This is a genomic window from Microbacterium pratiae (assembly GCF_047302165.1).
Lineage (GTDB): Bacteria > Actinomycetota > Actinomycetes > Actinomycetales > Microbacteriaceae > Microbacterium.
The window spans coordinates 3,365,863-3,390,831 of sequence record NZ_CP154843.1 but is presented as its reverse complement, the minus strand read 5'-3'; the positions used below and the strand labels follow the sequence as shown (position 1 = coordinate 3,390,831).

Sequence of the window (24,969 nt, the reverse complement as noted above, 5' to 3'; positions counted from 1 at the left end):
CGACGTGCTGACGCTCTACCGCCCCGGGACGCGTGGCTGGCACCGGCTGCCGGTAGGGCCGAAGACCCTGCTGATCCTCGGCCTGGTGATGACGGTGTCACTGCTCCCCGCGGCGCCGACCACCGCTGCCGGAGCGGCCGCCGTCTGCCTCGCCTGCTACGCCGTCCCGGGAACGGGGTGGCGCGAGCTCGGCAGGCAGGCCTGGACGCTGCGCTGGCTCGCGATCATCGCGCTCGCCGGTCAGCTCGTCTTCCTCGGCCCCGAGCCGGCCGTCGTCGGGACCGTGCGCATCCTGGTCGCGATCCTGCTCGCCGCCGTGTTGGCGCTGACGACCCCCGTCGCCGCACTGCTCGACCTGTTCGAGCGGGCCCTGCGTCCCGCCCGGGCGATCGGCGCCGACCCCGAGCGCATCTCCCTCCTCCTCGTCGTCGCGCTCGGGTCCGTGCCGACGCTCGCCCGCATCGCCCGCGAGGTGCGGGACGCGCATCGGGCGCGGGGCGCGCGGGGCGGCATCCGTTCCTCCGCGCTGGCGTTCATCGTCCTCGCCCTCAAGCACGCCGACGAGCTGGGCGACGCCCTCACCGCGCGGGGAGTGCGCTGACCCGCGCCCGTCAGCGCACCTCGACGCGATCGAACCGCTCGCGCGGTACGCGGTCGAGGCGCAGCGGCGGTGAAACCGGCACTCCGCACCGGCTGCCCGTCGCGCGGAAGCGCTGGATCGCCCACCGCCGCACGCCGCGGTCGGCCAGCAGCGCGCCGAGCTCGCCGAGTCGGGCGTCGTCGATGAGGTCGGGATGCACCGTCGTGCGGACCTCGACGTCGAGCGGATGCCGCGAGGCGGCGCGCTCGCGCTGCGCGGCGATCACGAGGTCGAGCGAGCGCAACGCGGCACGCCCGCTCGGACCCCGCCCCGTCACGGCGGCGTAGTCGTCGGCCCCGGCTTTCACATCGAGCCCGATCCACGACAGCGACGGCAGCACGCCCTCGAGCAGGACCGGGTAGGCGCCGCCCGTGTGCAGGCCGACCTCGAAGCCGAGCGCACAGGTCTGCGCGATCGCGTCGCCGAGGGCGCGTTGCATCGTCGGCTCGCCGCCCGAGAAGACCACGCCATCGAGCAGGCCGCGGCGCTCGCCGAGGAACGCGACCACCTCCTCCCACGGCATCCCGCCGCGCCCGCGCGGATCGATCAGATCGGGATTGTGGCAGTAGCCGCAGTCCCACGGGCATCCCTGCAGGAACACGGTCGCGACCAGGCGGCCGGGCCAGTCGACGGCCGAGAACCGCGAGAGTCCCGCGATGCGCATGTCGGATGCGGTGCGACCCTGCGCGACGGGCATGTCACACGGCCGCCGCGGCGCGTTCGTACGAGAACGAGACGCGTTCGGCCGCCTCTCCTCGCTTGCCGATGTTGAACGACGAGACCGGGCGGAAGTAGCCCATCACCCGCGTCCACACCTCGCATTCGGCACGGCACTGCGGGCACGATGCGTGGTCGCCCGAGAGATACCCATGCTGGGGGCAGATCGAGAATGTCGGCGTGACGGTGATGTACGGGATGCGGAATCGTTCGAGCGATCGGCGGACGAGGGCCTTGCACGCCGCGGCGGTCGGCGCGGCCTCGCCCATGTACAGGTGCAGCACCGTGCCACCCGTGTACCTCTGCTGCAGACCCTCCTGAAGCTCCATCGCGAGGAACGGGTCGTCGGTGAACGCGACCGGCAGCTGCGACGAGTTCGTGTAGTACGGGTTCGTCGCCGTTCCGGCGTGGCGGATGCCGTCGAACCGCGCGATATCGGCGCGGGCGAAGCGGTACGTCGCCGACTCGGCCGGGGTCGCCTCGAGGTTGTAGAGATGCCCGGTCTGCTCCTGGAACTCGATCATGCGAGCGCGCACGTGATCGAGCAGGTCGGCGGCGAACCGCATCCCCTCATCGGTCGTGACGTCGTGCGCGTCTTCGAAGAAGTTGCGCACCGCCTCGTTCAGCCCGTTCACGCCGATCGTCGAGAAGTGGTTGTCGAGGGTCCCGAGGTAGCGCCTGCTGTAGGGGAAGAGGCCCGCATCGAGGTGACGTCCGATGACGGACCGTTTCGCCTCGAGGCTGTCGCGAGCGATCTCGAGCAGCCGGTCGAGCTGCGCGTACAGGCCCGCGCGATCGCCGGCGTGGACGAACCCGAGCCGTGCGCAGTTGACGGTGACCACTCCGACCGACCCGGTCTGCTCGGCCGATCCGAACAGACCGTTGCCGCGCTTGAGCAGTTCGGTGAGGTCGAGCTGCAGCCGGCAGCACATCGACCGGATCATTCCGGGGTCGAGGTCGGAGTTCACGAAGTTCTGGAAGTAGGGCAGGCCGTACTTCGCCGTCATCCCGAACAGCGCGTCGACCTCGGGCGCGTCCCAGTCGAAGTCCTTCGTGATGTTGTACGTCGGAATGGGGAAGGTGAACGCGCGGCCGTCGGCGTCGCCCTCGGTCATCACCGACAGGAAGGCGCGATTGATCATCGCCATCTCGGGCGCGAGGTCGCCGTACGTGAAGTCGGCGAGGCGACCTCCCACGAGCGGGCGCTCGTCGGCGAGGTCGTCGGGGCAGGTCCAGTCGAAGGTGAGGTTGGTGAACGGGGTCTGGGTGCCCCACCGGGACGGCACATTGAGGTTGAACACGAGCTCCTGGATGCCCTGGCGCACTGCTCGCTCGTCGAGCGCGTCGAGCCGCACGAACGGGGCCAGGTAGGTGTCGAACGAGCTGAACGCCTGGGCTCCGGCCCACTCGTTCTGCAGGGTTCCGAGGAAGTTGACGATCTGCCCGAGGGCGCTCGAGAAATGCTTCGGCGGGGTCGACGAGATCGCGCCCGGCACCCCGTTGAACCCCTGTTCGAGGAGCTGCCGCAGCGACCAGCCGGCGCAGTACCCGGCGAAAACGTCGAGATCGTGGATGTGGATGTCGCCGTCGCGGTGCGCCGCTCCCGCCTCGGGCGCGTAGACCTCGTCGAGCCAGTAGTTGGCGATCAGTTTGCCGGACGCGTTGAGGATGAGGCCGCCCAGGCTGTAGCCCTGATTGGCGTTCGCGTTGACGCGCCAGTCGCGTCGCTCGAGGTATTCGTCGACGGTCGCCTGGACGGGGATGGAGCGCGTGGTCATGTGAGTCCCTTCACGAGGTGCCCCAGATGTGGGGGTGGGATCTCGATTCAGCCACTACATGATGTGTCGAAGGCGCGTGGCGCGCCGGAACAAATGCGCGTCGCCCCCGCGCCTCAACGGCGGAGGATGTCGCGGACTTCGGACTCGTCGTGCACGTCGGTCCGGAGTTCGCGACGGCCTCCGAAGCTGACGGCTCGCCGCGGGGCGCGAGGTCAGCGGAGGCCGAGCAGGCGAGCGGCCACATCGACCGCGGCGGGTCCGTCGAGCGCCGGCTGGTCGGCCCACTGCCCGCCCGTGACGATGACCTCGACGTCGGGAAGGGTGACCGTCGTGACGATCACCGCGGCGACGGGCACGGTGAGGCCCGAGGTGTAGGCGATGCCGCCCGCGGCTTCGACGGCGGCATCCGGGATCGGAGTGAACCCGACCGTCTCCAGGTCGGCGGCACTCAGCGGGGGAGCCGGGTCGGGGCTGATCGACACCTCGACCGAGCGGATGTCGTCGAGGTCGATCGTCCCCTCGGGGGCTTCCCATCCGCAGAGGGTGCCGTACTCATCGGAACCGTTGTCCTCGCGCGCGACGAGGCCGTCGATGTAGGGCGCGACGACGGCTTCGACGGCGGCGCAGTCCGGGCTCGCGAACGCCCGCGTCCCGCCGTCCTCGGACGCCGCGCTCGGCGCGTTCGCGGCCGGCGTCGAGCCGTCGGTGCCGGCGCTCGTGCCCTCCGCGGCCGGGGCGCAGCCCGCCGTCAGGGCGGCGGCGGTGAACACGAGAACGAGGGGAGCGAGGCGCCGGGTCATCACGCGACGATGCTAGCGACACGCGGGATCAGCGGGAGAAGCGGAGCGTCACGATCTCGAACGGGCGCAGGGAGAGAGCCACCCCGTCATCGACGAGGGCGGATGCCGCGACCTCCCTTTCGAGCAGATCGGTCTGCGTCACCGTGCGAGATGCGAAGCCGGCTCGCACGACCGTGTCGACGCGGCGTCCCAGTGCTTCGTAGAGGCGCACGACGACATCTCCCGAGCCGTCCTCGGCGAGCTTGACCGCTTCGACGACGACTCCGGGATCCGCCGCGCTCACGATCGGATCGATCGCGGATGCGGTTCCCGTCACCACCCGCTCGGGCAGGTTCAGTCGGTAGCCCTCGACGACGGCATCCCCGACGTCCGCACCGACGACCAGGCCCACCCGCAGCGCGTACGTCCCCTGATCCTGCGTGGGATCGGGGAAGAGGGCCGACCGGATGAGCGACAGCCGCACGATCGATACCGTGCCGCCGCCGATCGAGCGTTCCGCGCGGGTGATGTCGTGGCCGTACGTCGAGTCGTTCACGACCGCGACGCCGAAGCCGGCTTCGCCCACGCGCACCCATCGCTGCGCGACGGTCTCGAAGCGCGCGGCATCCCACGACGTGTTCGTGTGGGTCTTCCGCTCGATGTGCCCGAACTGCACCTCCGACGTCGCGCTGTCGGTGTGCACGTCGACCGGGAACGCGAGCTTCAGCAGCTTCTGCGATTCGTGCCAGTCGAGCTCGAACCCGAGCGACACGGTGCGCGAGTCCGCCGCCAGCCCGATGCGCTCGATCACTCGCGACGAGCCGAACGACCGGGTGACGACGATCTCGTCGCCGTCGACCGCGAGGTCGTCGCAGCCGGTGAGGTCGGTCACCGTGTTGCGGTAGTGCACATCGACGTCCCAGGCATCCCATTGGGTCGGGGTGTCGCGGTGCAGTTGCAGCAGAGCGGATGCCGTACCCGGCGGCACGCTCTCGCGGCCGCTCGCCACGTCGACCGCCGAGACGATCAGGCCGCGGTCGTCGACGACCACGCGCACGATGCCGTTGTCGAGCACCCAGCCGTCGTCGTCGCGCACGGGTCTCACCCGGGAGACCTCGGCGGCGGGGGCCGCGCCGAGCGCAGCGACTCCGCCGCGAGCATGCGGCGCGGCGTTGACCCGGAGCTCGTGCGTGGCGTCTCCCGGTTCGGGCGATCCGGCGAGCGTCGTCAACGCCTCGCCGATGATCTCCTCGAGATCGCGGGCGACGGCGGCGTAGTTGCGCTCGGCGTCCTGGTAGACCCACGCGATGGACGACCCCGGCAGGATGTCGTGGAACTGCTGCAGCAGCACCGTCTCCCAGATGCGGGCGAGCCGCTCGGCGGGGTAGGGGGCGCCCGTACGGACGGTCGCCGTCGCCGCCCACAGTTCGGCCTCGCGCAGCAGGTGCTCGCTGCGCCGGTTGCCCTGCTTGGTGGCGAGCTGGCTCGTGTAGGTGCCGCGGTGGAACTCGAGGTACAGCTCGCCGACCCAGACCTCCGGCTCGGGGTACTCCGCTTCCGCGGTCTCGAAGAACCGCTGGGGCGTCGAGTGCACCACGCGCGGTGACCCCTCGAGCGAGGCGGTACGGGCGATCGCATCGGTCATCTCGCGGGTGGGGCCGCCGCCGCCGTCGCCGAAGCCGTAGGGGAGCAGCGAGACGGTGCCGCGTCCCTTGTCGGCGTAGTTCCGTTCGGCGTGTGCCAGCTCCGCCGCCGACACGACGGAGTTGTACGAGTCGACCGGCGGGAAGTGGGTGAACAGGCGTGTTCCGTCGATGCCCTCCCACCGGAACGTGTGGTGCGGCATCCGGTTCGTCTCGTTCCACGAGATCTTCTGGGTGAGGAACCAGCGCGCCCCCGCCGCCTTGGCGATCTGGGGGAGGGCGCCGCTGTACCCGAACGAATCGGGGAGCCACACCTCGGGGGTGTCGATGCCGAACTCGCGCCGGAAGAACCCCTTGCCCGCGATGAACTGCCGGGCCAGGGCCTCGGCGCCGGGGAGGTTCGTGTCGGATTCGACCCACATGCTGCCGACGGGCACGAACCGGCCCTCCGCCACACGCGCACGGATGCGCTCGAACAGATCGGGGTAGTACTCCTTGACCCAGGCGTACTGCTGCGCCGACGACGCAGCGAACACGAAGTCGGGGTCGTCGTCCATCAGCGAGAGGACGTTCGAGAAGGTGCGGGCCACCTTCCGCACCGTCTCGCGCACCGGCCAGAGCCAGGCCGAATCGATGTGGGCGTGACCGACGGCGTGCAGCGTGTGCGCGCTCGCCGAGGCCGGGGCCGCCAGCACCGGTGCGAGCACCGCGCGACCGGCGGCGGCGGTTCCCGCGACATCGTCCGGGTCGACGACGTCGATCATCCGCTCCAACGCATACAGGATGTCGGCGCGACGCGGCGAGGACGGATCGAGCTGCGCCGCGAGTCCGCGCAGTGCGGTCGTGTCGGCCAGCAGATCGGATACCTCGAGGTAGCGCAGGCGCACGTCGACCGCGCGCAGCACGTACACCGGATCGGTGCCCGCCGTCGCCCGGTCGCCGACGGGCGTCGGCGCGAACGTGAAGATGCTGCCGACGTCGGGGTTCGACGCGCCCTCGACGAAGACGTCGACGGCTCCACCCGGAGCCACGGCCTCGGCCGCAGCGTTGTTGAACGGGGCGATCCCGCGCAGCGGGCGGCCGTCGACCGACCACACCATCGCCTCGCACTGGAAGCCCGCCTGCCCGGCCGTGAACCCGAGGTCGACGACGAGCTCGGGTCGCGTTCCCGGGATCGGTCGGTCACCGTCGAACCAGTCGGCCGGAGCATCACCCGTGACGCGGAACCAGGTCGTGCCCCACGGGCGTCCCCAGGGCTGGCCGATCTCGATCGGGCGGTACTCGCCGGCGCGCGCCTCGCCGAAGGCGACGGGCTCTCCGGGGGCGTCCCAGAAGGCGATCGCGAGCGGATGAGACGAGCGGTGCACCGCCGGGGCCAGACGTTCGCGGATGAACCGGTCGATGCGCAGCAGAGCGAGGGTGGAGCGGTCGTGCATGGAGAAGCCTTTCGAAGAGGACGTGCGTCAGCCCTTGACGGAGCCGGCGAGCGCGAATGCACCGCCGGAGAAGCGCTGCACGAGGACGTACAGCACCACCATCGGGGCGGCGTAGAGCACCGAGTAGGCGGCGAGCTGGCCGTAGGCGATCGAGCCGTACTGGCCGAAGAAGTTGAAGATCGACACGGCTGCCGGGAACTTCGACGAGGTGAACAGCAGCACGAAGGGGACGAAGAAGTTCCCCCACGCGGTGGTGAACACGAAGATGAACACGACGCCGATCCCCGATCGCATCAACGGGATGACGATGCGCGCGAGGGCCTGCATCGACCCGGCGCCGTCGACCCACGCGGCTTCCTCGAGCGAGATCGGCACGGAGTCCATGAAGTTCTTCAGCATCCAGATCGCCATCGGCAGGGATGTCGCCGCCATGAAGACGATGACGCCCCATACCGAGTCGAGCAGTCCGAACGAGACGAACAGCGCGTAGACCGGCACCATCATGGCGGTGATCGGCAACCCGGTGCCGAAGAGGATCGCGTACATGAACGTCTTCTGGAACCGCATCGCGTAGCGGGACAGCGGGTAAGCGGCGAGCACGCCGACGACGACCGTGATGACGGCGGTGCCGAGCGAGACGAGGATAGAGTTCAGGAGCGGTTGGAAGGTCAGCTCCCACGTCATCACCTGCGTGTAGTTCTCGAGCGTCCAGGTGTCGGGCACCTTCATGGTCACCTTCGCGTCGCCGTCGAACGATGCGAACACGATCCACAGCAGCGGGACGAGGAAGAGCACCCCGATCGCGGCGAGGATGACCGAGGACAGCACGGTCTGGGCGCGCTTGCGCGGCGCCGAGACCGAGGTCGCGATGGCGGCCATGTCAGTCGACCTCCGGCTTCAGGATGCGGATGTACACGGCGGAGAACACGGCGCCGATCAGGAGGGTGACGACGGCGATAGCCGTGCCGTAGCCGACCTGGGCGAACTTGAACGCCTCTTGGAATGCCAGCACGGGCAGCGTGGACGACTGCGTCCCGGGCCCGCCTCCCGTCATGACCCAGATGAGGGTGAAGACACCGAGCGTCTGCAGCGTCGTCAGCAGCAGGTTGGTGGAGATCGAGCGACGGATGACGGGCAGGGTGACGCGGATGAACCGCTGCCAGGCTCCGGCGCCGTCGATCGTCGCGGCCTCGATCAGCTCGGGCGGCACCTCCGAGAGCGCGGCGTTGTAGACCATCATCGAGAAGGCGGTGCCGCGCCAGATGTTCGCGAGGATGACCGCGAGCATCGGGAAGTAGTACAGCCAGCTCGTGCCCTCGAGGCCGAACCAGCCGAGAAAGGTGTTGAGCGTGCCGTCGGTCTGGAAGAAGGCGTAGAGGGCGAAGGCGGCGACGATCTCGGGAAGGACCCAGGCGAGTACCACGAGGCCGCCGACGAGCGACCGCAGCGGCTTCACCGAGCTGCGGATGAGGACGGCCAGCAGCATCCCGAGGACGTTCTGGCCGATCACGGCGGATGCGAGCACGAACACGACGGTGAGCCCGAGAGAGAGCCAGAACTCTCCCGAGGCGAAGAGGGCCGTGTAGTTGTCGAGCCCGATGAACTGCGGGTTCGCGGCGCGCGGGCCGGTCATCGCGCGGTCGGTGAGCGAGCCGTAGAGGGCGTAGACGATCGGCCCGAGCATGAACGCCAGCAGCAGGAGGACCGCGGGCAGCAGCGGGAGCAGACGTGCGGCGGCACGGCCGGCCGACCGCCCGGACCGGGAGGTGATCTCCCGGCCCGGGCGGTGCCGACCGCCGGTGGTGACGGTGGCGGTGGCGGTCATGACCGGATCAGCCCGCCTGCGTGTTCTCCTCGCCGACAATGCCGACGAGAGCGGAGTCGTACGCTGCCTGGGCGTCCTGCGGGGTGGACTGACCGGTGAAGATCGACTCCGTCGCGCGCGGGATGTTGGCCGAGATCTGCGAGTAGTCGGGCGTCGCCGGCCGGAAGTGGGTGTACGGCACGAGTGATGAGAAGAACTCGAACGACGGGTTGTAGTCGAGGTACTCCTGGCTGGCCGCGACGTCCTTGCGCACGGCGATCTGACCGGCCTCCTGGTGGTACATCAGCGCGTTCTCGAACGTCAGAGCCTGGGCGATGAAGTCGAAGGCCGCCTCAGGGTTCTTCGCGTTGGACCCCATCGCGAGCGTCCAACCGCCCGACATCGAGGTGAAGCCGTCGCCCCCGCCGTCCTGGGTCGGCATGGCGGCGAAGCCCATCGTCTGCTCCCACTCCGGCCAGGCGTTCTCGCCGTCGATCCAGTTGCTCGGCAGCCACGAGCCGTCGAGCGCGATCGCGATGCCGCCCTGGGGGAGGAGCTCCGTGCTCACCTTCGTTCCCCAGCCGGCGTCGAGCGCCTGCGCGGGGTCGGGGCCGAGCTTCTCGTCGGCGATCGTCTGGTAGAACTCGAGCGCGTCGAGGAACCCGGCCGATCCGGTGACCCACTTGTTCGAGTCGGTATCGAGCAGCTGGTCCTCCGTGCCGTAGAGCAGCATCTCGAAGCCCTGCATCGAGGTCGCCTCACCCAGCGCCTGCGACGCGTAGATGTTGAACGGGATGACGTCGGGGTTGCTCGCCTTGATGGTGCGCGCGGCCTCGAGCACGTCGTCCCAGCTTTCCGGCGCCCAGTCCTCGGGCAGCCCCGCGGCGGCGAAGAGCTGCTTGTTGAAGTAGAGACCGCGGGTGTCGGTGCCGAGCGAGACGCCGTACGTCTTGCCGTCGTCGCCGAGTCCCGCCTGCTTGGCGCCGTCGTCGTACTGCTCCCACTGGTCCCAATCGGCCAGGTAGTCGTCGATCGGCTGCAGGTAGCCCGCGGCGGCATCCGAGCGGATCTGGAAGGTGTCCTCGTAGATGACGTCGGGTGCCGTCCCCGCCGACCCGTTCATGAGGGCGAGTTTGGTGAAGTACTGGTCCTGCTCGGCCTCGATCGGCACGAGCTCGACGGTCATCCCCTCGTTGGCGGCCTCGTACTCCTCCTTGGTCTTCTTCATGAGCTCGTCCATCGCCGTGAACGAGGTGGTCTTCTGGTAGGCGACGCGGATGGTGTCGGACGATGCCTCGTCGCCCCCGCCGCCGCTTCCGCAACTCGTGAGAGCGAGGGAGAACACGGCGATTCCGACGGCCGCCGCGGTCGTAGTGGATCTCTTCATGGTCGAAGCTCCTTTGCTTGGACGAGAGCGCTGGTGCGCGCGCACGTCTTTTCTAAACCAAATGGAATAAAAGGACAAGGCTCGACCTGGCCTTTCCTCCGACGTCAGTGCGTCGCGCCCGCGATCATCAGGTCGGTCGGCCGCGGCGTCATGGCGGCGTCGAGCACGAGGCACGCGGCGCCGACGGCGGCAGCGTCGGGGACGAGACCGCTTTCGAGCACCCGGATGCCGCGGACTGTGGCCGTCTCGGTGCTCGCCGCGACGGCATCCGCGAGCACCGGGCCCGCTGTCGCCGACAGCAGCGTCCACAACGGGCCGCCGACGACGACGACATCCGCGTCGAGGAGGTTGTTGATCTGGACGACGGCGCGCGCGAGGCTCGAGCCCGCTCGCCTCACGGCGGCTGAGGCGCGATCGTCGCCGTCGCGGGCCCGGGAGGCGAGTTCGCGCAGGCGTTCACGCAGGGCAGGCGCTGCCACGGGCTCGCTGTCGCCGATCACGCCCCCGTCGACGAGCAGTCGTTCGGGGGCGATCGCGGCACCGAGGCATCCGCGCTGACCGCACCCGCACAGCGGGCCGCCGGGTTCGACGACGAGGTGCGCGACGTCGCCGGCGTTCCCCGTCCGCCCTCGGATCGGCGTTCCGTCGACGGCGAGGCCCGCCCCGACTCCGGCGCCGTAGTAGACGAAGATCGAGTCCTGCAGCTCTTGCGCGGCATCGCGCCACAGTTCGCCGACCATCGCCGCGACGACGTCCTTCTCGACCGTCGTGGGCAGACCCGTCGCCTCGCGCAGCAGCGGGCCGAGTGCGAGATCGTGCCAGACCGGTGGCAGGAGCGGGGGCTCGAACAGCACTCCCGCCTCCGCGTCGAGCGGGCCGGGCGCCGCGACGCCGATGCCGAGGACGGACGCCCGCGATCTGCCGCCCTCGACGAGGAGCGACTCGACGGTGCCGACGAGGTCGGCGACGATCTCCTCGCGGGTCGCGTCGGGGCGTGGCGTGCGCTCGGTCTGCGCGACGACGTGACCCAGCAGGTCGACGACGACGACGGTCTCCACCGCCGGATCGAGGTGGATCCCGACGGCGCAGCGCGCCGCGGGGTCGAGCTGAAGGGGTGTGCGAGGTTTTCCGGGGCCCGAGACGACGGGAGTGCCTTCACGCACCCAGCCCTCGGCGACGAGACGGCGGGCGACGTTGCTGAGCGTCTGCGCGGAGAGCCCGGTGCGGGCGGCGAGCTCGATGCGGCTGATGCCGTCGGGGGAGCGCCGGATCAGGTCGAGCACGAGCGTCTGGTTGTACGTGCCGACGGCCGGCAGGTTCGAGCCGCGTCTCATGGTTCCTCCGGTCGAACCCTACTGTGCGGGCGCACGGCGAAGGCCCGCCCGGCGAACCGGACGGGCCTTCGTGGATCGCGGGGTCGCGTTAGTTGTTGCCGCGCAGGATCGCGATGATCCGCAGGATCTCGACGTACAGCCAGACGACCGTGACCATGATGCCGAACGCGCCGACCCAGCCGAACTTGCGCGGTGCGCCGTTGCGGACGCCCCGCTGGATGTTGTCGAAGTCGAGCACGAGCGAGTACGCCGCCATGATGACCACGAGCACGCCGATGATGAGGCCGAGCGGGATGCCGGCGACCTTCATGCTGTGCAGGCCGAACATCATGCCGCCGGGGATGACGCCGAAGAGCATCAGGCCGACGTTCAGCAGCGAGAACACGAGGTAGCCGAGCATCGCGATCATGAAGATCTTGGTGGCCTTGGCCGAGGCGCGGACCTTGCCGCTCGCGAACAGCGCGAGGGTGACGCCGACCACGGCCAGCGTCGCGAGGGTCGCCTGCATCACGATGCCCGGGAAGATGAACTCGAGGTAGGCGGAGATGCCGCCCACGAACAGACCCTCGAAGGCCGCATACGCGAAGATCAGGCCGGGGCGGACCTTCTTGCGCGAAGTGAAGGTGACGACCATCGCCAGGACGAAGCCGCCGAGCGCGCCGATGATCCAGGGGAGGAGCGTCGGGCTGGGGTTCGGGCTCGAGGGCACGACGGTGGACAGGGTCCACACCCAGCCGACGGCTGCCGTCACGAGCAGGATCGCGAAGAGCCCGAGCGTCTTGACGACGGTGTCTTCCACCGTCATGCGGTCGGTCTCGCGGGCACCGGCGGCCGGCGAGGCGTACATGCCTTCGAGCTGCGCCTGTGCGGCGACGTCCACACCGGCGTGCTGCGCCGAGGCGGTCTGCATGCCGGGGGCGGCGGGCGGCGTCAGACCCGGCCGCTGCTCCTTGAACGCGGGATTGTCGAATGCGGGGTTATTGAGGGCCACTGCTCTCACACTCCAAGTCGAGGGTCGACACAGCTGGATGCCGTGTTCACCCAGCCTACGGGAACCGGTTCCCGAGGTGTGCGTTCCCTGCTGTGAGCAGGCCATGAAGCCGATCGCCCTCAGCGAAACCACGCGCGGCCGGGCCTACCCTGGGACCGTGCCCCGCCCGCTCGTGATCGGCCACCGCGGTGCGCCCGGGTACCTGCCCGAGCACACCCGCTCCTCGTATCTGCTGGCCCTGGAGAACGGCGTCGACGCCGTCGAGCCCGACGTGGTCTTCAGCCGCGACGGTGTCGCGGTGATCCGCCACGAGAACGAGATCGGGTCGACCACCGATGTCGCCGATCACGCGGAGTTCGCGTCGCGGCGCACGACGAAGACGGTCGACGGCGCCGCGGTGGCGGGATGGTTCGCCGAGGACTTCACGTGGGACGAGCTGTCGCGGCTGCGATGTCGCGAGCGACTTCCGCAGCTGCGACCCGACAGCGCCCGGCGCGACGGGGCGGAGCCGATGCTGCGGCTGCAGGACCTCTTCGACCTGGTCGCGGATTTCGCCGAGAGGTCCGGGCGCCGACCGGGCGTCGTGGTCGAGATCAAGCACGCCACCTTTTTCGCGGACGCGGGCTTCGACGTCGCCGCGCTCATCGGCGCCGAGCTCGCGACGAGGCGTCCCGACGCGGCCCGGCTCCCGCTGTGGATCGAGTCCTTCGAGCTGACAGTGCTCGACCGGCTCGCCGACGCCGGGGTGCCCGGCACGCGTGTCTTCCTCCTCGAGGCAGACGGCGCCCCGTACGACCTCGTCGCCGCCGGAGGCGAGCACGTCCGCGGCTACCGCGCCTGGGCGTCGCCCGCGGGACTCGACGCTCTGCGCGGACGGGTGGCCGGTGTGAGCCTCGACAAGCGGATGATCCTCGACCCGCCGCGAGGGGCCGGCGGCGGGCGTGATCTGGTCGGCGCCGCGCACGAGCGCGATCTCCTCGTGTTCACGTGGACCGCGCGGCCCGAGAACGCCTTCCTCGTCCGCCGTCACCGGCGTGGCGGCGGACGTTCCGCGTGGGGGGACTACCGCGGCGAGTGGGCAGAGCTCGCGGCATCCGGTGTCGACGGCGTCTTCGTCGACCACCCGGACATCGGAGTGGACGCCTTCACGCACGTGCACCGACCGCTGTCACGGACTTGACAGCGGAGCCCGTGGGTCGCGAAGGTGATCGTCGTCGGGCGAGCGGATGCCCGCGGATGAGGCGCCATGCTCAGCAGACCCCGGATCCAGCCCTACGCGCAGTACCTGATGGGCGCGTCGACCGCGATGATCACCACGACCGTCGCGGTGGTCGACCCCGCGCGCATCACGGTGGCCTACGTCGTGGGTGCGGGTGTCATCCTCGCGGCCTGCATCGCGATGTGGTTCGTGTGGCGCGACAAGCCGACCCGCGGAACCGTCTGGGTCTGCATTGTGCCGCTCGTGTCGATCATCGCCTGCGCGCCGTTGCGCAGCAGTGCGATCGACCTGCTGCCGGTGACCGGGATGCTGGTCATTTTCCCGATCGCGTGGCTCGCGTTCGCGTTTCCGCCGATCGTCACGGCTGCGGGCGTGGTGGTCGCCGGGCTGCTCCCTCTCGCCGCATCGCCGGCCGTCCCCGCGGGACTGAGCGAGTGGGTGTCCCTCGCGACCGTGCCGGCGCTCCTCGGCATGTTCGCGATCGGCAGCCGGTTCGTCGCGACCGACCTCGGCCGTCAGCGCAAGAGCGCCCGGAAGGCCAAGCATCGATTGGCCGAGGCGCTCGAGTCGTCGAATCGGACGGATGCGGCGCTGCGTCAGCTGCTCGACACGAGCCCGGACGCCATCGTCCTCTTCGGCGAAGACGGTGCGGTGCTGGTCGCGAACGCCCCCGCCCGAGACCTGTCACGCCGCGCCGGCATCGCGATCTCGCTCGATCAGAACGGGCGGACGTCGGTCTACGAGGAGGACCGGGTCACGCCGATCGTGCTGGGCCCGTACCTTCGAGACGTCATCCTTTCGGGTGAACTCGCGGAGGCGCGTCGCGTCTGGGTCGGCGACCCCGGCGACCAGGTCGCGCTGCGCTTCATCGCCCGCCCGATCTCCCTCGACAGCGAGCCCATCGGAGTGCTCGTCGTCGCGCAGGACGTGACCGAACTGGTCGAGGCGGTCGATGTGCGCGATCGGTTCCTCGACACGGTCGGTCACGAGCTGCGCACTCCGCTCACCGTCATCCTCGGCAATGCCGAGCTCGCCGTCGCCGGCGCGATGCCCGAGCATCGCGACCGCTGGGAGACCATCCATCGCGCCGCCGAGCGGTTGCAGCACACGGTCGAACTGATGCTGGCGACCGGTCGCGCGGAGGTGGCACCCGGATCGCCGTCGTGCAACGTCCGGGCCGTCGTCGATCGGGCTGTGGCCGAAGCGACGGACGAGGACCACGGAGTCGCAGTCACGGTGGCCGGGGCACCCGCGGACGCGCGTATCGCGGCTCGCGATCTGCAGTCGATCGTCGCGGAGCTGCTCCGCAACGCGCGGCAGGCGTCGCCTCCCGGCGGCCCGGTGTCGGTGACGATCACCGGCGAGCCCGGAGCCGTCATGATCGCGGTCGCCGACGCGGGCGCGGGGATGAGCGCCGCCGAGCGCAGGCAGGCCTTCGAGCGGTTCTATCGCACCGCCCGGTCGCGCCGCAGTGCCGATCAGGGACTCGGACTCGGTCTCTCACTGGCGCGGGGGCTGGCCCGCGCGCACGGCGGGGACGTCCGGCTGCTCGCCGGGGCGGAACAGGGGACGACGGCGGTCGTGCGGCTGCCGTCGGCAGATTCGCCCGTCTCGGACGCGCCGCTCGATCCCGCAACCACGGTCCCCTAGGGTGTCGGACATGCTCACCGCCGGGATCTCCGTCCGCGATGTCCGTCGATCCTTCGGGCGGGTCGAAGCCGTGCGCGGGGTGGATCTCGATGCGCGAGCCGGTGCCGTCACCGGGCTCGTGGGGCCGAACGGCGCCGGGAAGACGACACTGCTGCTGATGCTCGCCTCGCTGCTCCAGCCCGACGCCGGCAGCATCCGCATCGCCGGCATCGATCCCGTCGCCGCCCCGGCGCAGGCCCGTGCGCGGCTGGGCTGGATGCCCGACGCCCTCGGCGCCTGGGGCGCGCTCACGGTGCGCGAGACCTTGGAGACGACCGCCCGGCTCTACGACCTCGACAAGACCGCCGCGTCTCGCCGAGCGGGCGAGCTTCTCGACCAGGTCGGGCTCGTCGAGCTCGCCGCTTCTCCGGCTCGCGTGCTCTCGCGCGGACAGAAGCAGCGACTGGGACTCGCTCGCGCCCTCGTGCACGATCCCTCCGTCCTCCTGCTCGACGAGCCGGCCTCCGGGCTCGACCCCCAGGCCCGGGTCGATCTGCGCGGACTCCTGCGAGGTTTCGCCGCTGCCGGGAAGACGGTCTTGATCTCGAGCCACATCCTCTCGGAGCTCGAGGAGGTCGTCGACGACGCGGTGTTCCTCCTCGACGGTGCGACCGTCAGCCCCGATCGGGTCGCTGCGGCCGCGCGTCGCACGCGCACCTGGCGGGTGCGCGTCGCCGACCTCGATGCGCAGGGCGCGGTTCTCCCGATCGCGTCAGCCCTGGGACTCGACGTGGCGCGGGTGCCGACCGACCGTCGCGACGTCCTGATTCCGTTCGCCTCGGAGAGCGAGGCGGCTGCCGGTCTGCGGTCGCTGCTGGACGCCGGCGTCGCCGTCTCCGAGTTCTCGGCGGCGACCGGACTGCTCGAGCACACCTTCCTCGATCTCGGCGCCGAGGGGAAGGAGGCGTCATGAGCATCGCCCGGCTGTGGACCGTCGCCCGGCTCGAGCTGCTCCAGCGCGTGCGCACCGTGTCGTGGTATGTGCTGCTGGGCATCTTCGCGGTGCTGCTCGTCGGCGTGACGGCACTCGCGTTCCTGGCCTTCGGCGGCGTGTCCGAGGCGGACCAGCGCGGCGCCGGCATCTATTCCACGATCGTGATCATTACGCTGCTCCTGGTCGTGCTCGTCTCGCCGACGCTGAGCGGGAACTCCGTCAACGGCGACCGGGAGGCCGCGACTCTCGCACCCGTCCAGGTGACCCTCGCCCGTACCTCGGAGATCCTGCTCGGGAAGGTCCTCGCCGCCTGGATCACCGGCCTCGCATTCGCCGTCGTGGCGGCACCGTTCCTCGTGATCGCGACTCTCGCCGGGGGAGTCGATCCCGTCGTCGTCGTGGTCTCGCTGGTCGTCCTCGTGATCGAGATCGGCGTCATCGCCGCGATCGGGGTCGGGCTGAGCGGCCTCATCGCCCGCCCGCTCTTCTCCGTCGCGGCGACCTACCTCGTGGTCTCCGGTCTCGTCTTCGGAACGCTCATCGCTTTCGGGCTCGGCGCGACCGCCTTCTCGAGCGAGGCGACAGCGACCTATCGCCCTGCGATGTACAACGCGGACGGGTCGCCGCAGTGCATCGACGGCAGAGACGAGTGCTGGAACGATCCGGCCCGCATGGTCTGCGGCCAGCCGGAGGAGTCGAGGTACACCGTGCCGAGGTTCGACCGCGTGTGGTGGGTGCTTGCGGCCAATCCGTTCGTCATCCTGGCCGACGCGACTCCCGCCGAGTACGACCGATTCGGCTACCCGGTCGATCTGTTCGGGCAGATCGCGTCCGGGGTCCGTCAGGCGCAGATCGCCCCGGATCTCGAGACGGGATACGACGAATGCCGGCCGGCTCAGGACGACACCGTCACGACTCCCGCCGAGATCAGAGACCGGACGGTGCCGAGCTGGTTCGTCGGGCTCGGCGGACAGATCGTCGTCGCGGGTCTGCTGGTCGCGGGCGCATGGTCGCGGACGAGGACGCCGGCCCGAGCCCTGCCCCCCGGAACGCGGATAGCGTAAGAGTGCCATGGTCACCGAACTCGACATCACCCGCCGTGAGGCGATCGACGCCTATCACGTGATCGGCGAGGCGCCGGCACCCGACCTGCAGGGGATCGTCCGCCTCGCGGCCACCGTCTGCGGCGTCGACACGGCCGTCATCAACATCATCGACGACCGATCGCAGCATCAGATCGCTGCGGTCGGCTTCGAGCCGGCCGTCTGCTCCCGCGAGGACTCCATGTGCGCAGCGGTGATCGCGCGCCCGGGGCGGGTCGTCGTGCCCGACGCCCGGCTCGACGAGCGGTTCGCCGCCAACCCGTTCGTCACCGGTGAGATCGCCCATGTGCGGTTCTACGCGTCGAGCCCGCTCATCACCCCGGCCGGTGTCGCCATCGGCACGCTCTGCGTCTTCAACGATTCGGTCGGCGACCTCGAGGAACAGTCCCGTGAGGCGCTCGATCTGCTCGCGCATCAGGTCGTCGATCTGCTCGAGCTCCGCCGCATCAGCCGTGAGCTCGGCGAATCGAACGATCAGCTCTCGCGGTTCGCCGGGCAGATCAGCCACGACCTGCGCAATCCGCTGACAGCGCTCACCGGCTTCCTCGAGCTTGCGATCGACAGTCCCGACATGGACAACGCCCCCGAGGCTGCCCGGGTGCTGGCTCGCGCGGAGTCGGCGGCCGACCGCATGAACGCCATGATCTCCGACATCCTCTCGTACGCCCGCGTCGGCGGCGCGAGTCCGCAGCGCAAGCGCGTCGACCTGGATGCCGTGATGCATGCCGTCGTCGAGGATCTCGATGCGACGATCTCGGCCTCGGCCGCCGACATCGCGCAGGACATCGACGTGGCGCCCGTCGGCGACCCCACCCTCTTGCGTGCGGTGCTGCAGAACGTCGTCGCGAACGCGCTGAAGTTCACCACCGCGGTCGGGCGGGTTCCGCAGGTGCGCGTCGAAGCCCACGCGGTCCACAACGGATGGCGCATCACCGTCGACGACAACGGCCCCGGCGTGCCTCCCGCAGACCGGGACCGCGTGTTCGCCCTCATGGAGCGCGGGCACTCCGACGCCGAGGGTCTCGGGATCGGCCTGTCGACGTGCCGCCGCGTGGTCGAGGCGCACGGCGGGCGTATCGGTCTCGACGACTCCCCGCTCGGCGGGGCGCGCGTGTGGATCCTGCTCCCGGATCCGACCGTCGCGACGGCTTCCTGACGAAGCGGGCCTCAGCGTCGGAGGGTGTGCGACGGGTGCTCGCCGTACATCGCGGCGTACAGCTGAGCGAACCGCCCCGTGTGGGCGAAGCCCCAGCGCATGGCGACGTCCCGGACCGTCGTCGATCCGGGCGGCGCGGCGCGCAGCTCGCGATGAGCACCCTCGATCCGCAGACGGCGGAGGTATGTGCTCGGGGGGATCTCGAAGGCCTTGTGGAACGCGCTCTGAAGCGCCCGCACCGATGTGCCGGAGGCCACCGCGATGTCGCTGATGCTGATGGCGTTGCTGACGTTCTCCTCCATGAAGGCGACCGCCCGGCGGACGGCGCGTGCGGTCGGCCGGCGACGCTCGCTTTCCTCCGGGTCGATGACGGGGAACGCCGTGATGAGCGATGCGACCGCCTGGTGAACCAGCTGGGTCCGCATCAGCGGCGAGGCGGCGACCTTCTCATCGGCCAGGATCGTCGCCTCGAGGAACCTTAGGGTCTCGGCGACGAGCCGCGGATTCTCGGCCCGACGGTTCAGCCCCGAGAACTGCAGGTGACGGGGGTCATCTCCGATCATCGCGCGCACCACGTGGTCGAGCGTCTCGGTCGTGATGCTGAAGGTGCGCAGATGCAGCTGACCGAATTCAGCGGTGAACTCCGTCTCGGGCGGGATGACGAAGGGAGTCCGCCCATCGCCCGATTCGCCGCCGACCTGCCAGCGATGGCTGCCGTGAGCCGCGTGCGCCACGATCAGACGGGGGAATGCTCGCGTCGTGGATCGCATCGTTCCGGTGAACCGCACCGCCGCCGCCGCCGCGGCCGGGTGGGCGAGAGCCGCCATCTCGTAGCGAAAGGGCGTCGTACCGTCCACCGCGAGGGCGACCGGGGTCTCGTACAGCGAACTGACCGATTCCTGTGCCCGACCGGGGTCGTCGGTCTGCAACCCCCGTCGAACGGGCTGACTATTCAACAACGAGCTTGTCGGTCGCGGACTCCGCGGGCTCGGGTACGAGATACAGCCCCGCGGGGGAGTTGGCCGTGTACATGAGCGCCTCGAGCCAGGCGCGGTTGATGGCAGGCGTGCGGCTGCCGTGGAACGTGAAGACGAGGGAGGCTCCGGCGTGCATCCACACGGTCGTCCGGCCCTTGCCGACGCTGACGTCGTCCTTCCAGGTGAAGAAGAACGCCTCACCGCGACGGAGCTTCGCCCCGATGGTCATCTGAAGGTGTGCGAGCGTACGGTCCTCGATCTCGACGCGATTGTTGCCGTCGTAAACAAACCTGCCCAATATTCCTCCTTGCGCACCCGTCGGCGCGATCAACAGCTTCCGCGATCGTGTCGGGGGGTCGCGCGGAAGAATCCGATCCGCGCGCACTCGATCCGCGACGCGCACAGCAGTGCTGTGCCACCGCAGATTTCAGGCAGTCGTGGGAGATCGGGAGGGGGTTGACTTTTACAGACGATTACGTAACACGTTAATCACCGGGTATATCGGCGAGCGTGACGTCCACCCCGGGAGTGATGAGCAGATCGGTCGTCTGCGCCACGCCTTCGCCGTCGTTGACGGTGAGCCAACCGTGTCCGAGCGCGAGAGCCGCAGCGATCTCGGCGCGGATGTCGTCGATGTCTCGTCCGCCGATGCTGTACGGACGGCCACCGTAGAACACGTCGACTCTCTTGGCCACGGGATCCGCCCTTCGCATCGCACCGGCGTCGAGTACGCCGTGTCAGGCGAGACTACCGATCACGTCGTCGAGCACAAGGGGATGCCGACCGCGCACGGTGGGCATTAGGGTCGGCCCGGAACGGAAGGGAGACGCGGTGGGCCGTTTCATCTATGAGAACCAGATCCGAGCGGATTTCGAGGACCGCACGCTCGCGCACCTTCAGACCGTGATCACGACGAAGCTGCGTCGCGGAGAAGCGTTCACGCTCACCTGGAAGGACGACGTCAGCATCGGCGACGGCCGCACCACCGTGTGGCTGCATCCGGGCTGCGGACTCGTCTTCAAGTACTACGGCAGTCGCACGCCGTCGCTGAACCGTGCGTGGCTCGAGGCGCTCACGTACACCGCCAACTCTCCGACGGGCCTGTACGTCGTGCCGGAGCCGGCTGACACGCCTCGCGTCGGAGCGCTCCTCGACGGCTCGGAGTGACCGGCACGGGCCGCCGCACCTGAGCAGTCGCCGTGCATCCGCGATGAGACCCGGGCATATACCGCTGCGGCGATCCATCGCTCCGTAGTGTGGGCCGCAGCCGTCGGCATCCGCCTTCTGCTCCCCGACCTCCACGGTCACGAACGAGTCAGCAGGTGCTCTCATCGCTTCATCCGTCGTCGAGTCGCGTCTCGGCCCTGTCCGCACCACCTATGCCGGAACAGCCGAGTTCCCCCCGATGGCCCAGGCCTTCACCGATGTCTCGCGCGTCGTGCGCGAATCGGGCCTCCTCCGCCGCACCCCGTGGTTCTACGGACTGGTGGGCCTCGCCCTGATCCTGGCCATCGGCGGCTGCGTGACCGGTTTCGTCCTCCTCGGCGACAGCTGGTTCCAGCTGCTGATCGCCGGGGCCCTCGGCATCGTCTTCACCCAGGTCGCCTTCCTCGCTCACGAGGCCGACCACCGTCAGGTGCTCGCCTCCGGCCCCGCGAACGACCGCCTCGCCCGGTTCCTCGCCGTCGGCGTCGTCGGAATGAGCCTGTCGTGGTGGACGTCGAAGCACGCCCGGCACCACTCGAACCCGAACAAGGTGGGCAAGGACCCCGATATCGAGATCGACACGATCTCGTTCATCGAAGAGGATGCCGCAACGGCTCGCGGCATCCGACGGTTCATCACCCAGCGGCAGGGATGGTTCTTCTTCCCGCTGCTGCTGCTCGAAGGCCTCAACCTCCACGCACTGTCGATGCGTCATCTCTTCAGCCGCGGGCCGGTGAAGAAGCGTGCGCTCGAGATCGTTCTCATCCTCGCGCGATTCTCGCTCTTCGTCGCACCGGTCTTCATCTTCCTGCCGATCGGCATGGCCTTCGCCTTCTTCGGTGTGCAGGTCGCCGTGTTCGGGCTGTACATGGGAGCCTCGTTCGCGCCCAACCACAAGGGCATGGCGATCATCGCGCCCGACGCGAAGCTCGACTTCTTCAGCAAGCAGGTGCGCACGTCACGCAACATCGGCGGCGGCTGGTGGGCGACGTGGCTGATGGGCGGGCTCAACTACCAGATCGAGCACCACCTCTTCCCGAACATGCCCCGTCCGGCGCTCGCTCGTGCCCGCGAGATCGTCAAGGTCCAGTGCGACGCACTGAACGTGCCGTACACGGAGACGACCCTGTGGCGCTCGTACGCCATCGTCATCGACTACCTCAACCGTGTCGGGCTCGCCGCACGCGATCCGTTCGACTGCCCGATGCGCGCAGAGTTCCGTCGCGCCTGACGCGCAGCCGCAGCATCCTCGACATTGGCCACGGCTCATACTGAGTCCGTGGCCGATGTCGATTCCGAACGCTGGCTCGTCATCGACGGGCGACGCTGGCGGCGCACCGATCCGTCGCTCCCCGACGATGTCGTCGCGGCGCTGACGTCCCACCTCGGCCGCGGACGATCGGCGGTCGGGGCCGCGAAGCGCCACGGGGACGACGAGGCCGTGGCGGCAGCGCGCGAGCGCGTGGGACTGGCTAAGCACGGTCTGGGCGAACGCGGCCCGTACTGGTGGGACGAGCCCGAGGGCGAACGCCTCGCACGGGCGCGAGATGCACTGCGGCGGCTGGACGAGCTCGATGAGCTCGAGGAAGGGTGACACCGGTCACGGCGTGACGATCACGCTTCGCAGTGCCAGACTCGGCTCGTGGCTGCGACGGAACTCCTCGATGCTCTCGAAGACCTGGAGGATCTGCTCCGCTCCGTCGGCGCTGACTCCTGGGCGAGCTGGGCTGCGAGAGCCGCCGGGGGCATCGCCGCGGGCGGCGACCCGCACGTGATCAGAGCGGCGTTCGGGGGAATGGGCAGCCTCAACGATCTGGTGATCCATCCCGTCAACGGCCACCGCGTCGCCCCCTCGCAGATCGCCGAGGTCAACGAGCGCCTGTCGCTGTTGCGGGAGCGGATCTACGCAGCCGCGACACCGGGGGAGTAGACGCGACGGCGGGAGTCGAACCCGCAACGCTATCGGTTATGAGCCGATGCCCGGGACCACCCGGATCGCCGCGATGCCCTCACGCTATGTCGGTCCGGAGACGACCGCCAGCGCTGTGAAGGCGGGAGTCGCCGTGCTACGCGGTGTGACGCTCGGCGGTGACAGCGATGTCGGCGGTATCGCGGTCAGCGGCGGACGCCGAGCGTGCGGCTGCCCGGCGCCGCTGACCACGGCGGAGCATCCCGGCGATCCCCGCGACGAGTATCAGCGATCCCACGATCAGCAGCGCCGTGGCGACGAGCGCCGGCACAGACGGCGACGCCACCCATTCCACGAGGGCGCGGTAGGCGTTCGGCGACCCCACGAGGACCAGCCCGGCTGCTGCCACCGCCGCGAACGCGACGCCCCACACGATCCCGGCCCAGCGAACCCGGGGCCGGTCGAGAGGCGCGGCCGCCGAGCCCGGTTCGGCCTCGGCGGCGCGAACGCCGCTGTCATCGGTCGTCAGGTGCTCCATCCGGGTGGTGTCCATCTCGGTGGTGTCCATCTCGGTCGTGTCCATCTCGGTGTCCTCTGCATCGTCGGTGCGGTCGGCTCCGACCGCGGCCGGATCAGTCATCGGTCTGCTCGGGCCCGAGGAGACGGATCTCGATGTAGCCGCTGTCCTGATCGACCGTGAGAACCTGCCGGGTGGTCGTCGTGCCCCGTGAGGCGATCGTCGTCTCGATCGTCGTCCGATCGGGTCCGTCGGGCCTCGCCTCGGGACCGTCGGCGAGCAGGGTCCACTCGTCGTCCTGCGAGAGGACGAACGACGCCTCGTCGCCGACGGAGGCGCGCAGCACGACCTCCACCCCCGGCTCGACCGTGATCAACGTCGTCCCCGCCCCCTTGTCGATCGATACGGGCCGGGCGTCCGGGGAGTCGACGAGGGTGACGAAGACGTCACCGAACGTCTGACGGAACGCAGCGGTCGCGGGGTCGGACGAGACGTTCGAGATCGTGTACGAACCGACGTGCAGCTCGGTGAGGACGGGCACCGCGATCGCGCCGCCGCCGCTCACCAGCAGGCACACCGACGTGAAGGCGAGGAACCCGCTCCGGCGGCGGGCGGCGCCGGCGACCACCATCGCGAGAGCCGTCACCAGGGCACCGACGAAGAGGCCGAGCGCGACCGACAGACTGCCGGGGGCCGCCAGCCCGGCGATCGTGCCGGCGATGACGGCGACCCCGAAACTCACGGCGACGAAGGCGATGCTCGTGCGCGGGCGCTCAGCGCGCCGTGCGCGGCGCCGTTCCGCCGACTCTCGCGCGAACGCGGCCGCCGCGGTTCGACGCTCTTCCCGTGCGGCGGCGCGAGCCGCGCGATCGGCGTCACCCTGTTCTCGCCGCCACGCCCGATCGCGCTCCTTCCAGGCCGCGTGCTGAGCGCGCCAGGCAGCGAGATCCGTCGGGTCGGCGGCGTCGCTCGGGGGCGCGGGCGGCACGGGGGCGACAGCGTCACCGTTCGTTCCGCCCGCGCCGGCATCCGTGACAGAGTCGTCGTCGGATGCGGCCGGGGCCGTCTCTGAGACTGCGGAAGCCCGACGCAGCTCGTCCTCGACGGTTCCCGGGGTTCGATGCGCTGCGCGGATCAGCAGCGCGACGACGGCGGCCGCCAGCACCGCCCCGCCCATGAGGGCGACGGCCAGGAGGACCGCCCGGACCGCACCGGCGCTCGAGCTCGTCGCGAGGCTGGCGAGCGTGAGCAGCAGCCCGAGGATCTGCACGACTCCGACGATCGCGACGGCGAGGATCGCGCCCTGAGCGTAAGCGAACCGGCCTCCCTCGAGGTCGGCGGCATGCGACCGTCCCGACAGATCGGGCAGGATCGCCCACGCGGCGGCATAGGCGACGATCGCCGGGAGGCCGATGAGCGCGGCGACGACGGCGAGCCCGCGCACGATGACGGGGTCGACCCCCCACCGTGCGGCCACTCCCGCGCACACGCCGCCGATCCACCCATCCCGGCGCGCCAGGCCGAGGCCGTCGACCCAACGGAAGAAGCCGCTCTCCGTCGCGGATGTCGCCGTCGTGGGTGTCTCCGTCGCGGATGTGGGACCGGATCGCGGCGCGGCGGCGAGAGGCGGTGCGGAAGTCATGATCCGATCCTCGGGGGTCGACGGCGGCGATCGATATGGGGGATCGCCCTGACGCTTCCCTGATCCTGCGCCGGAGCCGATGTGCGGGCAGGGCCGGAGTGATTGGAT

At 69.9% G+C, this 24,969-nt stretch carries 24 protein-coding genes and 1 tRNA gene; 10 read left to right on the top strand and 15 right to left on the bottom strand.

Annotated features, from left to right (window positions below; genetic code table 11):
- Window positions 1-4 precede the first annotated feature (4 nt).
- Window positions 5-601: a CbiQ family ECF transporter T component gene (locus AA0Y20_RS16110; RefSeq protein ID WP_412936305.1), complete on the top strand. Its 597-nt coding sequence runs from the start codon at window positions 5-7 to the stop codon at window positions 599-601.
- Between the two features lie 10 nt (window positions 602-611).
- Here AA0Y20_RS16110 and AA0Y20_RS16105 read toward each other — a convergent pair whose 3' ends face one another.
- The 9 genes from AA0Y20_RS16105 to AA0Y20_RS16065 all read right to left on the bottom strand — a co-directional run bounded on the left by AA0Y20_RS16105 (window position 612) and on the right by AA0Y20_RS16065 (window position 12,509).
- Window positions 612-1,337, bottom strand: coding sequence for an anaerobic ribonucleoside-triphosphate reductase activating protein (locus AA0Y20_RS16105; protein WP_412936303.1), 726 nt, complete (start codon window positions 1,335-1,337; stop codon window positions 612-614).
- A gap of 1 nt (window position 1,338) precedes the next feature.
- A complete protein-coding gene (locus AA0Y20_RS16100; protein WP_412936302.1) occupies window positions 1,339-3,135 on the bottom strand; it encodes a ribonucleoside triphosphate reductase in 1,797 nt (598 codons plus the stop codon).
- 212 nt (window positions 3,136-3,347) lie between these two features.
- Complete coding sequence (locus tag AA0Y20_RS16095; protein ID WP_412936300.1) at window positions 3,348-3,938, bottom strand: hypothetical protein; 591 nt, start codon at window positions 3,936-3,938, stop codon at window positions 3,348-3,350.
- A 25-nt stretch (window positions 3,939-3,963) separates the two neighbouring features.
- Window positions 3,964-6,993, bottom strand: a complete 3,030-nt coding sequence (locus AA0Y20_RS16090; protein ID WP_412936297.1) for an alpha-mannosidase — start codon at window positions 6,991-6,993, stop codon at window positions 3,964-3,966.
- A gap of 27 nt (window positions 6,994-7,020) precedes the next feature.
- Window positions 7,021-7,872 carry a carbohydrate ABC transporter permease gene (locus AA0Y20_RS16085; protein WP_120264543.1) on the bottom strand — a complete coding sequence of 284 codons (852 nt, stop codon included), beginning with the start codon at window positions 7,870-7,872 and terminating at the stop codon, window positions 7,021-7,023.
- Window position 7,873: 1 nt separating this feature from the next.
- A complete protein-coding gene (locus tag AA0Y20_RS16080; RefSeq protein ID WP_412936294.1) occupies window positions 7,874-8,818 on the bottom strand; it encodes a carbohydrate ABC transporter permease in 945 nt (314 codons plus the stop codon).
- 7 nt (window positions 8,819-8,825) lie between these two features.
- Window positions 8,826-10,184, bottom strand: a complete 1,359-nt coding sequence (locus tag AA0Y20_RS16075; protein WP_412936292.1) for an extracellular solute-binding protein — start codon at window positions 10,182-10,184, stop codon at window positions 8,826-8,828.
- A 104-nt stretch (window positions 10,185-10,288) separates the two neighbouring features.
- Window positions 10,289-11,518: an ROK family transcriptional regulator gene (locus tag AA0Y20_RS16070; RefSeq protein ID WP_412936290.1), complete on the bottom strand. Its 1,230-nt coding sequence runs from the start codon at window positions 11,516-11,518 to the stop codon at window positions 10,289-10,291.
- Window positions 11,519-11,606: 88 nt separating this feature from the next.
- The gene (locus AA0Y20_RS16065; RefSeq protein ID WP_412939670.1) at window positions 11,607-12,509 is read right to left on the bottom strand and encodes a Bax inhibitor-1/YccA family membrane protein; all 903 of its coding nucleotides are present in this window, start codon (window positions 12,507-12,509) and stop codon (window positions 11,607-11,609) included.
- Between the two features lie 103 nt (window positions 12,510-12,612).
- On the opposite strand from AA0Y20_RS16065, the gene AA0Y20_RS16060 reads away from it, so the two are divergent.
- The 5 genes from AA0Y20_RS16060 to AA0Y20_RS16040 all read left to right on the top strand — a co-directional run bounded on the left by AA0Y20_RS16060 (window position 12,613) and on the right by AA0Y20_RS16040 (window position 18,610).
- Window positions 12,613-13,689 carry a glycerophosphodiester phosphodiesterase family protein gene (locus tag AA0Y20_RS16060; RefSeq protein WP_412936289.1) on the top strand — a complete coding sequence of 359 codons (1,077 nt, stop codon included), beginning with the start codon at window positions 12,613-12,615 and terminating at the stop codon, window positions 13,687-13,689.
- A 66-nt stretch (window positions 13,690-13,755) separates the two neighbouring features.
- Window positions 13,756-15,378: a sensor histidine kinase gene (locus AA0Y20_RS16055; protein ID WP_412936286.1), complete on the top strand. Its 1,623-nt coding sequence runs from the start codon at window positions 13,756-13,758 to the stop codon at window positions 15,376-15,378.
- Window positions 15,379-15,388: 10 nt separating this feature from the next.
- A complete protein-coding gene (locus AA0Y20_RS16050; RefSeq protein ID WP_412936283.1) occupies window positions 15,389-16,330 on the top strand; it encodes an ABC transporter ATP-binding protein in 942 nt (313 codons plus the stop codon).
- Window positions 16,327-17,415: an ABC transporter permease gene (locus AA0Y20_RS16045; protein WP_412936280.1), complete on the top strand. Its 1,089-nt coding sequence runs from the start codon at window positions 16,327-16,329 to the stop codon at window positions 17,413-17,415. Before AA0Y20_RS16050 ends, AA0Y20_RS16045 begins: the two co-directional genes overlap by 4 nt.
- Window positions 17,416-17,422: 7 nt before the next feature.
- The gene (locus AA0Y20_RS16040; RefSeq protein WP_412936277.1) at window positions 17,423-18,610 is read left to right on the top strand and encodes a sensor histidine kinase; all 1,188 of its coding nucleotides are present in this window, start codon (window positions 17,423-17,425) and stop codon (window positions 18,608-18,610) included.
- 11 nt (window positions 18,611-18,621) lie between these two features.
- On the opposite strand, the gene AA0Y20_RS16035 is transcribed toward AA0Y20_RS16040, so the two are convergent.
- The 3 genes from AA0Y20_RS16035 to AA0Y20_RS16025 form a co-directional block, all read right to left on the bottom strand.
- Window positions 18,622-19,539: a helix-turn-helix domain-containing protein gene (locus AA0Y20_RS16035; RefSeq protein WP_412936275.1), complete on the bottom strand. Its 918-nt coding sequence runs from the start codon at window positions 19,537-19,539 to the stop codon at window positions 18,622-18,624.
- Window positions 19,540-19,558: 19 nt separating this feature from the next.
- On the bottom strand, window positions 19,559-19,816 hold the full coding sequence (locus AA0Y20_RS16030; RefSeq protein ID WP_412936272.1) for an ATP-dependent DNA ligase: 258 nt from the start codon (window positions 19,814-19,816) through the stop codon (window positions 19,559-19,561).
- Window positions 19,817-20,072: 256 nt separating this feature from the next.
- On the bottom strand, window positions 20,073-20,282 hold the full coding sequence (locus tag AA0Y20_RS16025) for a hypothetical protein (RefSeq protein WP_412936271.1): 210 nt from the start codon (window positions 20,280-20,282) through the stop codon (window positions 20,073-20,075).
- A gap of 136 nt (window positions 20,283-20,418) precedes the next feature.
- Between AA0Y20_RS16025 and AA0Y20_RS16020 the strand changes: the two genes are divergently transcribed.
- From AA0Y20_RS16020 to AA0Y20_RS16005, 4 genes are all read left to right on the top strand, one after another.
- Window positions 20,419-20,754, top strand: a complete 336-nt coding sequence (locus tag AA0Y20_RS16020) for an ATP-dependent DNA ligase (protein ID WP_412936270.1) — start codon at window positions 20,419-20,421, stop codon at window positions 20,752-20,754.
- 238 nt (window positions 20,755-20,992) lie between these two features.
- The gene (locus AA0Y20_RS16015; RefSeq protein WP_412936268.1) at window positions 20,993-22,024 is read left to right on the top strand and encodes a fatty acid desaturase family protein; all 1,032 of its coding nucleotides are present in this window, start codon (window positions 20,993-20,995) and stop codon (window positions 22,022-22,024) included.
- A gap of 48 nt (window positions 22,025-22,072) precedes the next feature.
- Window positions 22,073-22,387, top strand: coding sequence for a biopolymer transporter Tol (locus tag AA0Y20_RS16010; protein ID WP_412936266.1), 315 nt, complete (start codon window positions 22,073-22,075; stop codon window positions 22,385-22,387).
- A 48-nt stretch (window positions 22,388-22,435) separates the two neighbouring features.
- A complete protein-coding gene (locus tag AA0Y20_RS16005) occupies window positions 22,436-22,723 on the top strand; it encodes a DUF6966 domain-containing protein (RefSeq protein ID WP_412936265.1) in 288 nt (95 codons plus the stop codon).
- Here the strand turns inward: AA0Y20_RS16005 and AA0Y20_RS16000 are convergent.
- From AA0Y20_RS16000 to AA0Y20_RS15990, 3 genes are all read right to left on the bottom strand, one after another.
- Window positions 22,724-22,796 (bottom strand) — tRNA-Met (locus tag AA0Y20_RS16000).
- Window positions 22,797-22,859: 63 nt separating this feature from the next.
- Window positions 22,860-23,342, bottom strand: a complete 483-nt coding sequence (locus AA0Y20_RS15995) for a hypothetical protein (RefSeq protein ID WP_412936262.1) — start codon at window positions 23,340-23,342, stop codon at window positions 22,860-22,862.
- Window positions 23,335-24,861, bottom strand: coding sequence for a PspC domain-containing protein (locus tag AA0Y20_RS15990; protein WP_412936259.1), 1,527 nt, complete (start codon window positions 24,859-24,861; stop codon window positions 23,335-23,337). Before AA0Y20_RS15990 ends, AA0Y20_RS15995 begins: the two co-directional genes overlap by 8 nt.
- Window positions 24,862-24,969 lie beyond the last annotated feature (108 nt).

Coding starts and splice junctions, on each gene's coding strand:
- AA0Y20_RS16105 (WP_412936303.1), bottom strand. CDS start 1,337: ATGCCCGTCGCGCAGGGTCGCACCGCATCCGACATGCGCATCGCGGGA.
- AA0Y20_RS16045 (WP_412936280.1), top strand. CDS start 16,327: ATGAGCATCGCCCGGCTGTGGACCGTCGCCCGGCTCGAGCTGCTCCAG.
- AA0Y20_RS16015 (WP_412936268.1), top strand. CDS start 20,993: ATGGCCCAGGCCTTCACCGATGTCTCGCGCGTCGTGCGCGAATCGGGC.
- AA0Y20_RS16060 (WP_412936289.1), top strand. CDS start 12,613: ATGAAGCCGATCGCCCTCAGCGAAACCACGCGCGGCCGGGCCTACCCT.
- AA0Y20_RS16090 (WP_412936297.1), bottom strand. CDS start 6,993: ATGCACGACCGCTCCACCCTCGCTCTGCTGCGCATCGACCGGTTCATC.
- AA0Y20_RS16075 (WP_412936292.1), bottom strand. CDS start 10,184: ATGAAGAGATCCACTACGACCGCGGCGGCCGTCGGAATCGCCGTGTTC.
- AA0Y20_RS15995 (WP_412936262.1), bottom strand. CDS start 23,342: ATGACTGATCCGGCCGCGGTCGGAGCCGACCGCACCGACGATGCAGAG.
- AA0Y20_RS16055 (WP_412936286.1), top strand. CDS start 13,756: ATGCTCAGCAGACCCCGGATCCAGCCCTACGCGCAGTACCTGATGGGC.
- AA0Y20_RS15990 (WP_412936259.1), bottom strand. CDS start 24,861: ATGACTTCCGCACCGCCTCTCGCCGCCGCGCCGCGATCCGGTCCCACA.
- AA0Y20_RS16070 (WP_412936290.1), bottom strand. CDS start 11,518: ATGAGACGCGGCTCGAACCTGCCGGCCGTCGGCACGTACAACCAGACG.
- AA0Y20_RS16080 (WP_412936294.1), bottom strand. CDS start 8,818: ATGACCGCCACCGCCACCGTCACCACCGGCGGTCGGCACCGCCCGGGC.
- AA0Y20_RS16100 (WP_412936302.1), bottom strand. CDS start 3,135: ATGACCACGCGCTCCATCCCCGTCCAGGCGACCGTCGACGAATACCTC.
- AA0Y20_RS16040 (WP_412936277.1), top strand. CDS start 17,423: ATGGTCACCGAACTCGACATCACCCGCCGTGAGGCGATCGACGCCTAT.
- AA0Y20_RS16050 (WP_412936283.1), top strand. CDS start 15,389: ATGCTCACCGCCGGGATCTCCGTCCGCGATGTCCGTCGATCCTTCGGG.
- AA0Y20_RS16030 (WP_412936272.1), bottom strand. CDS start 19,816: ATGACCATCGGGGCGAAGCTCCGTCGCGGTGAGGCGTTCTTCTTCACC.
- AA0Y20_RS16085 (WP_120264543.1), bottom strand. CDS start 7,872: ATGGCCGCCATCGCGACCTCGGTCTCGGCGCCGCGCAAGCGCGCCCAG.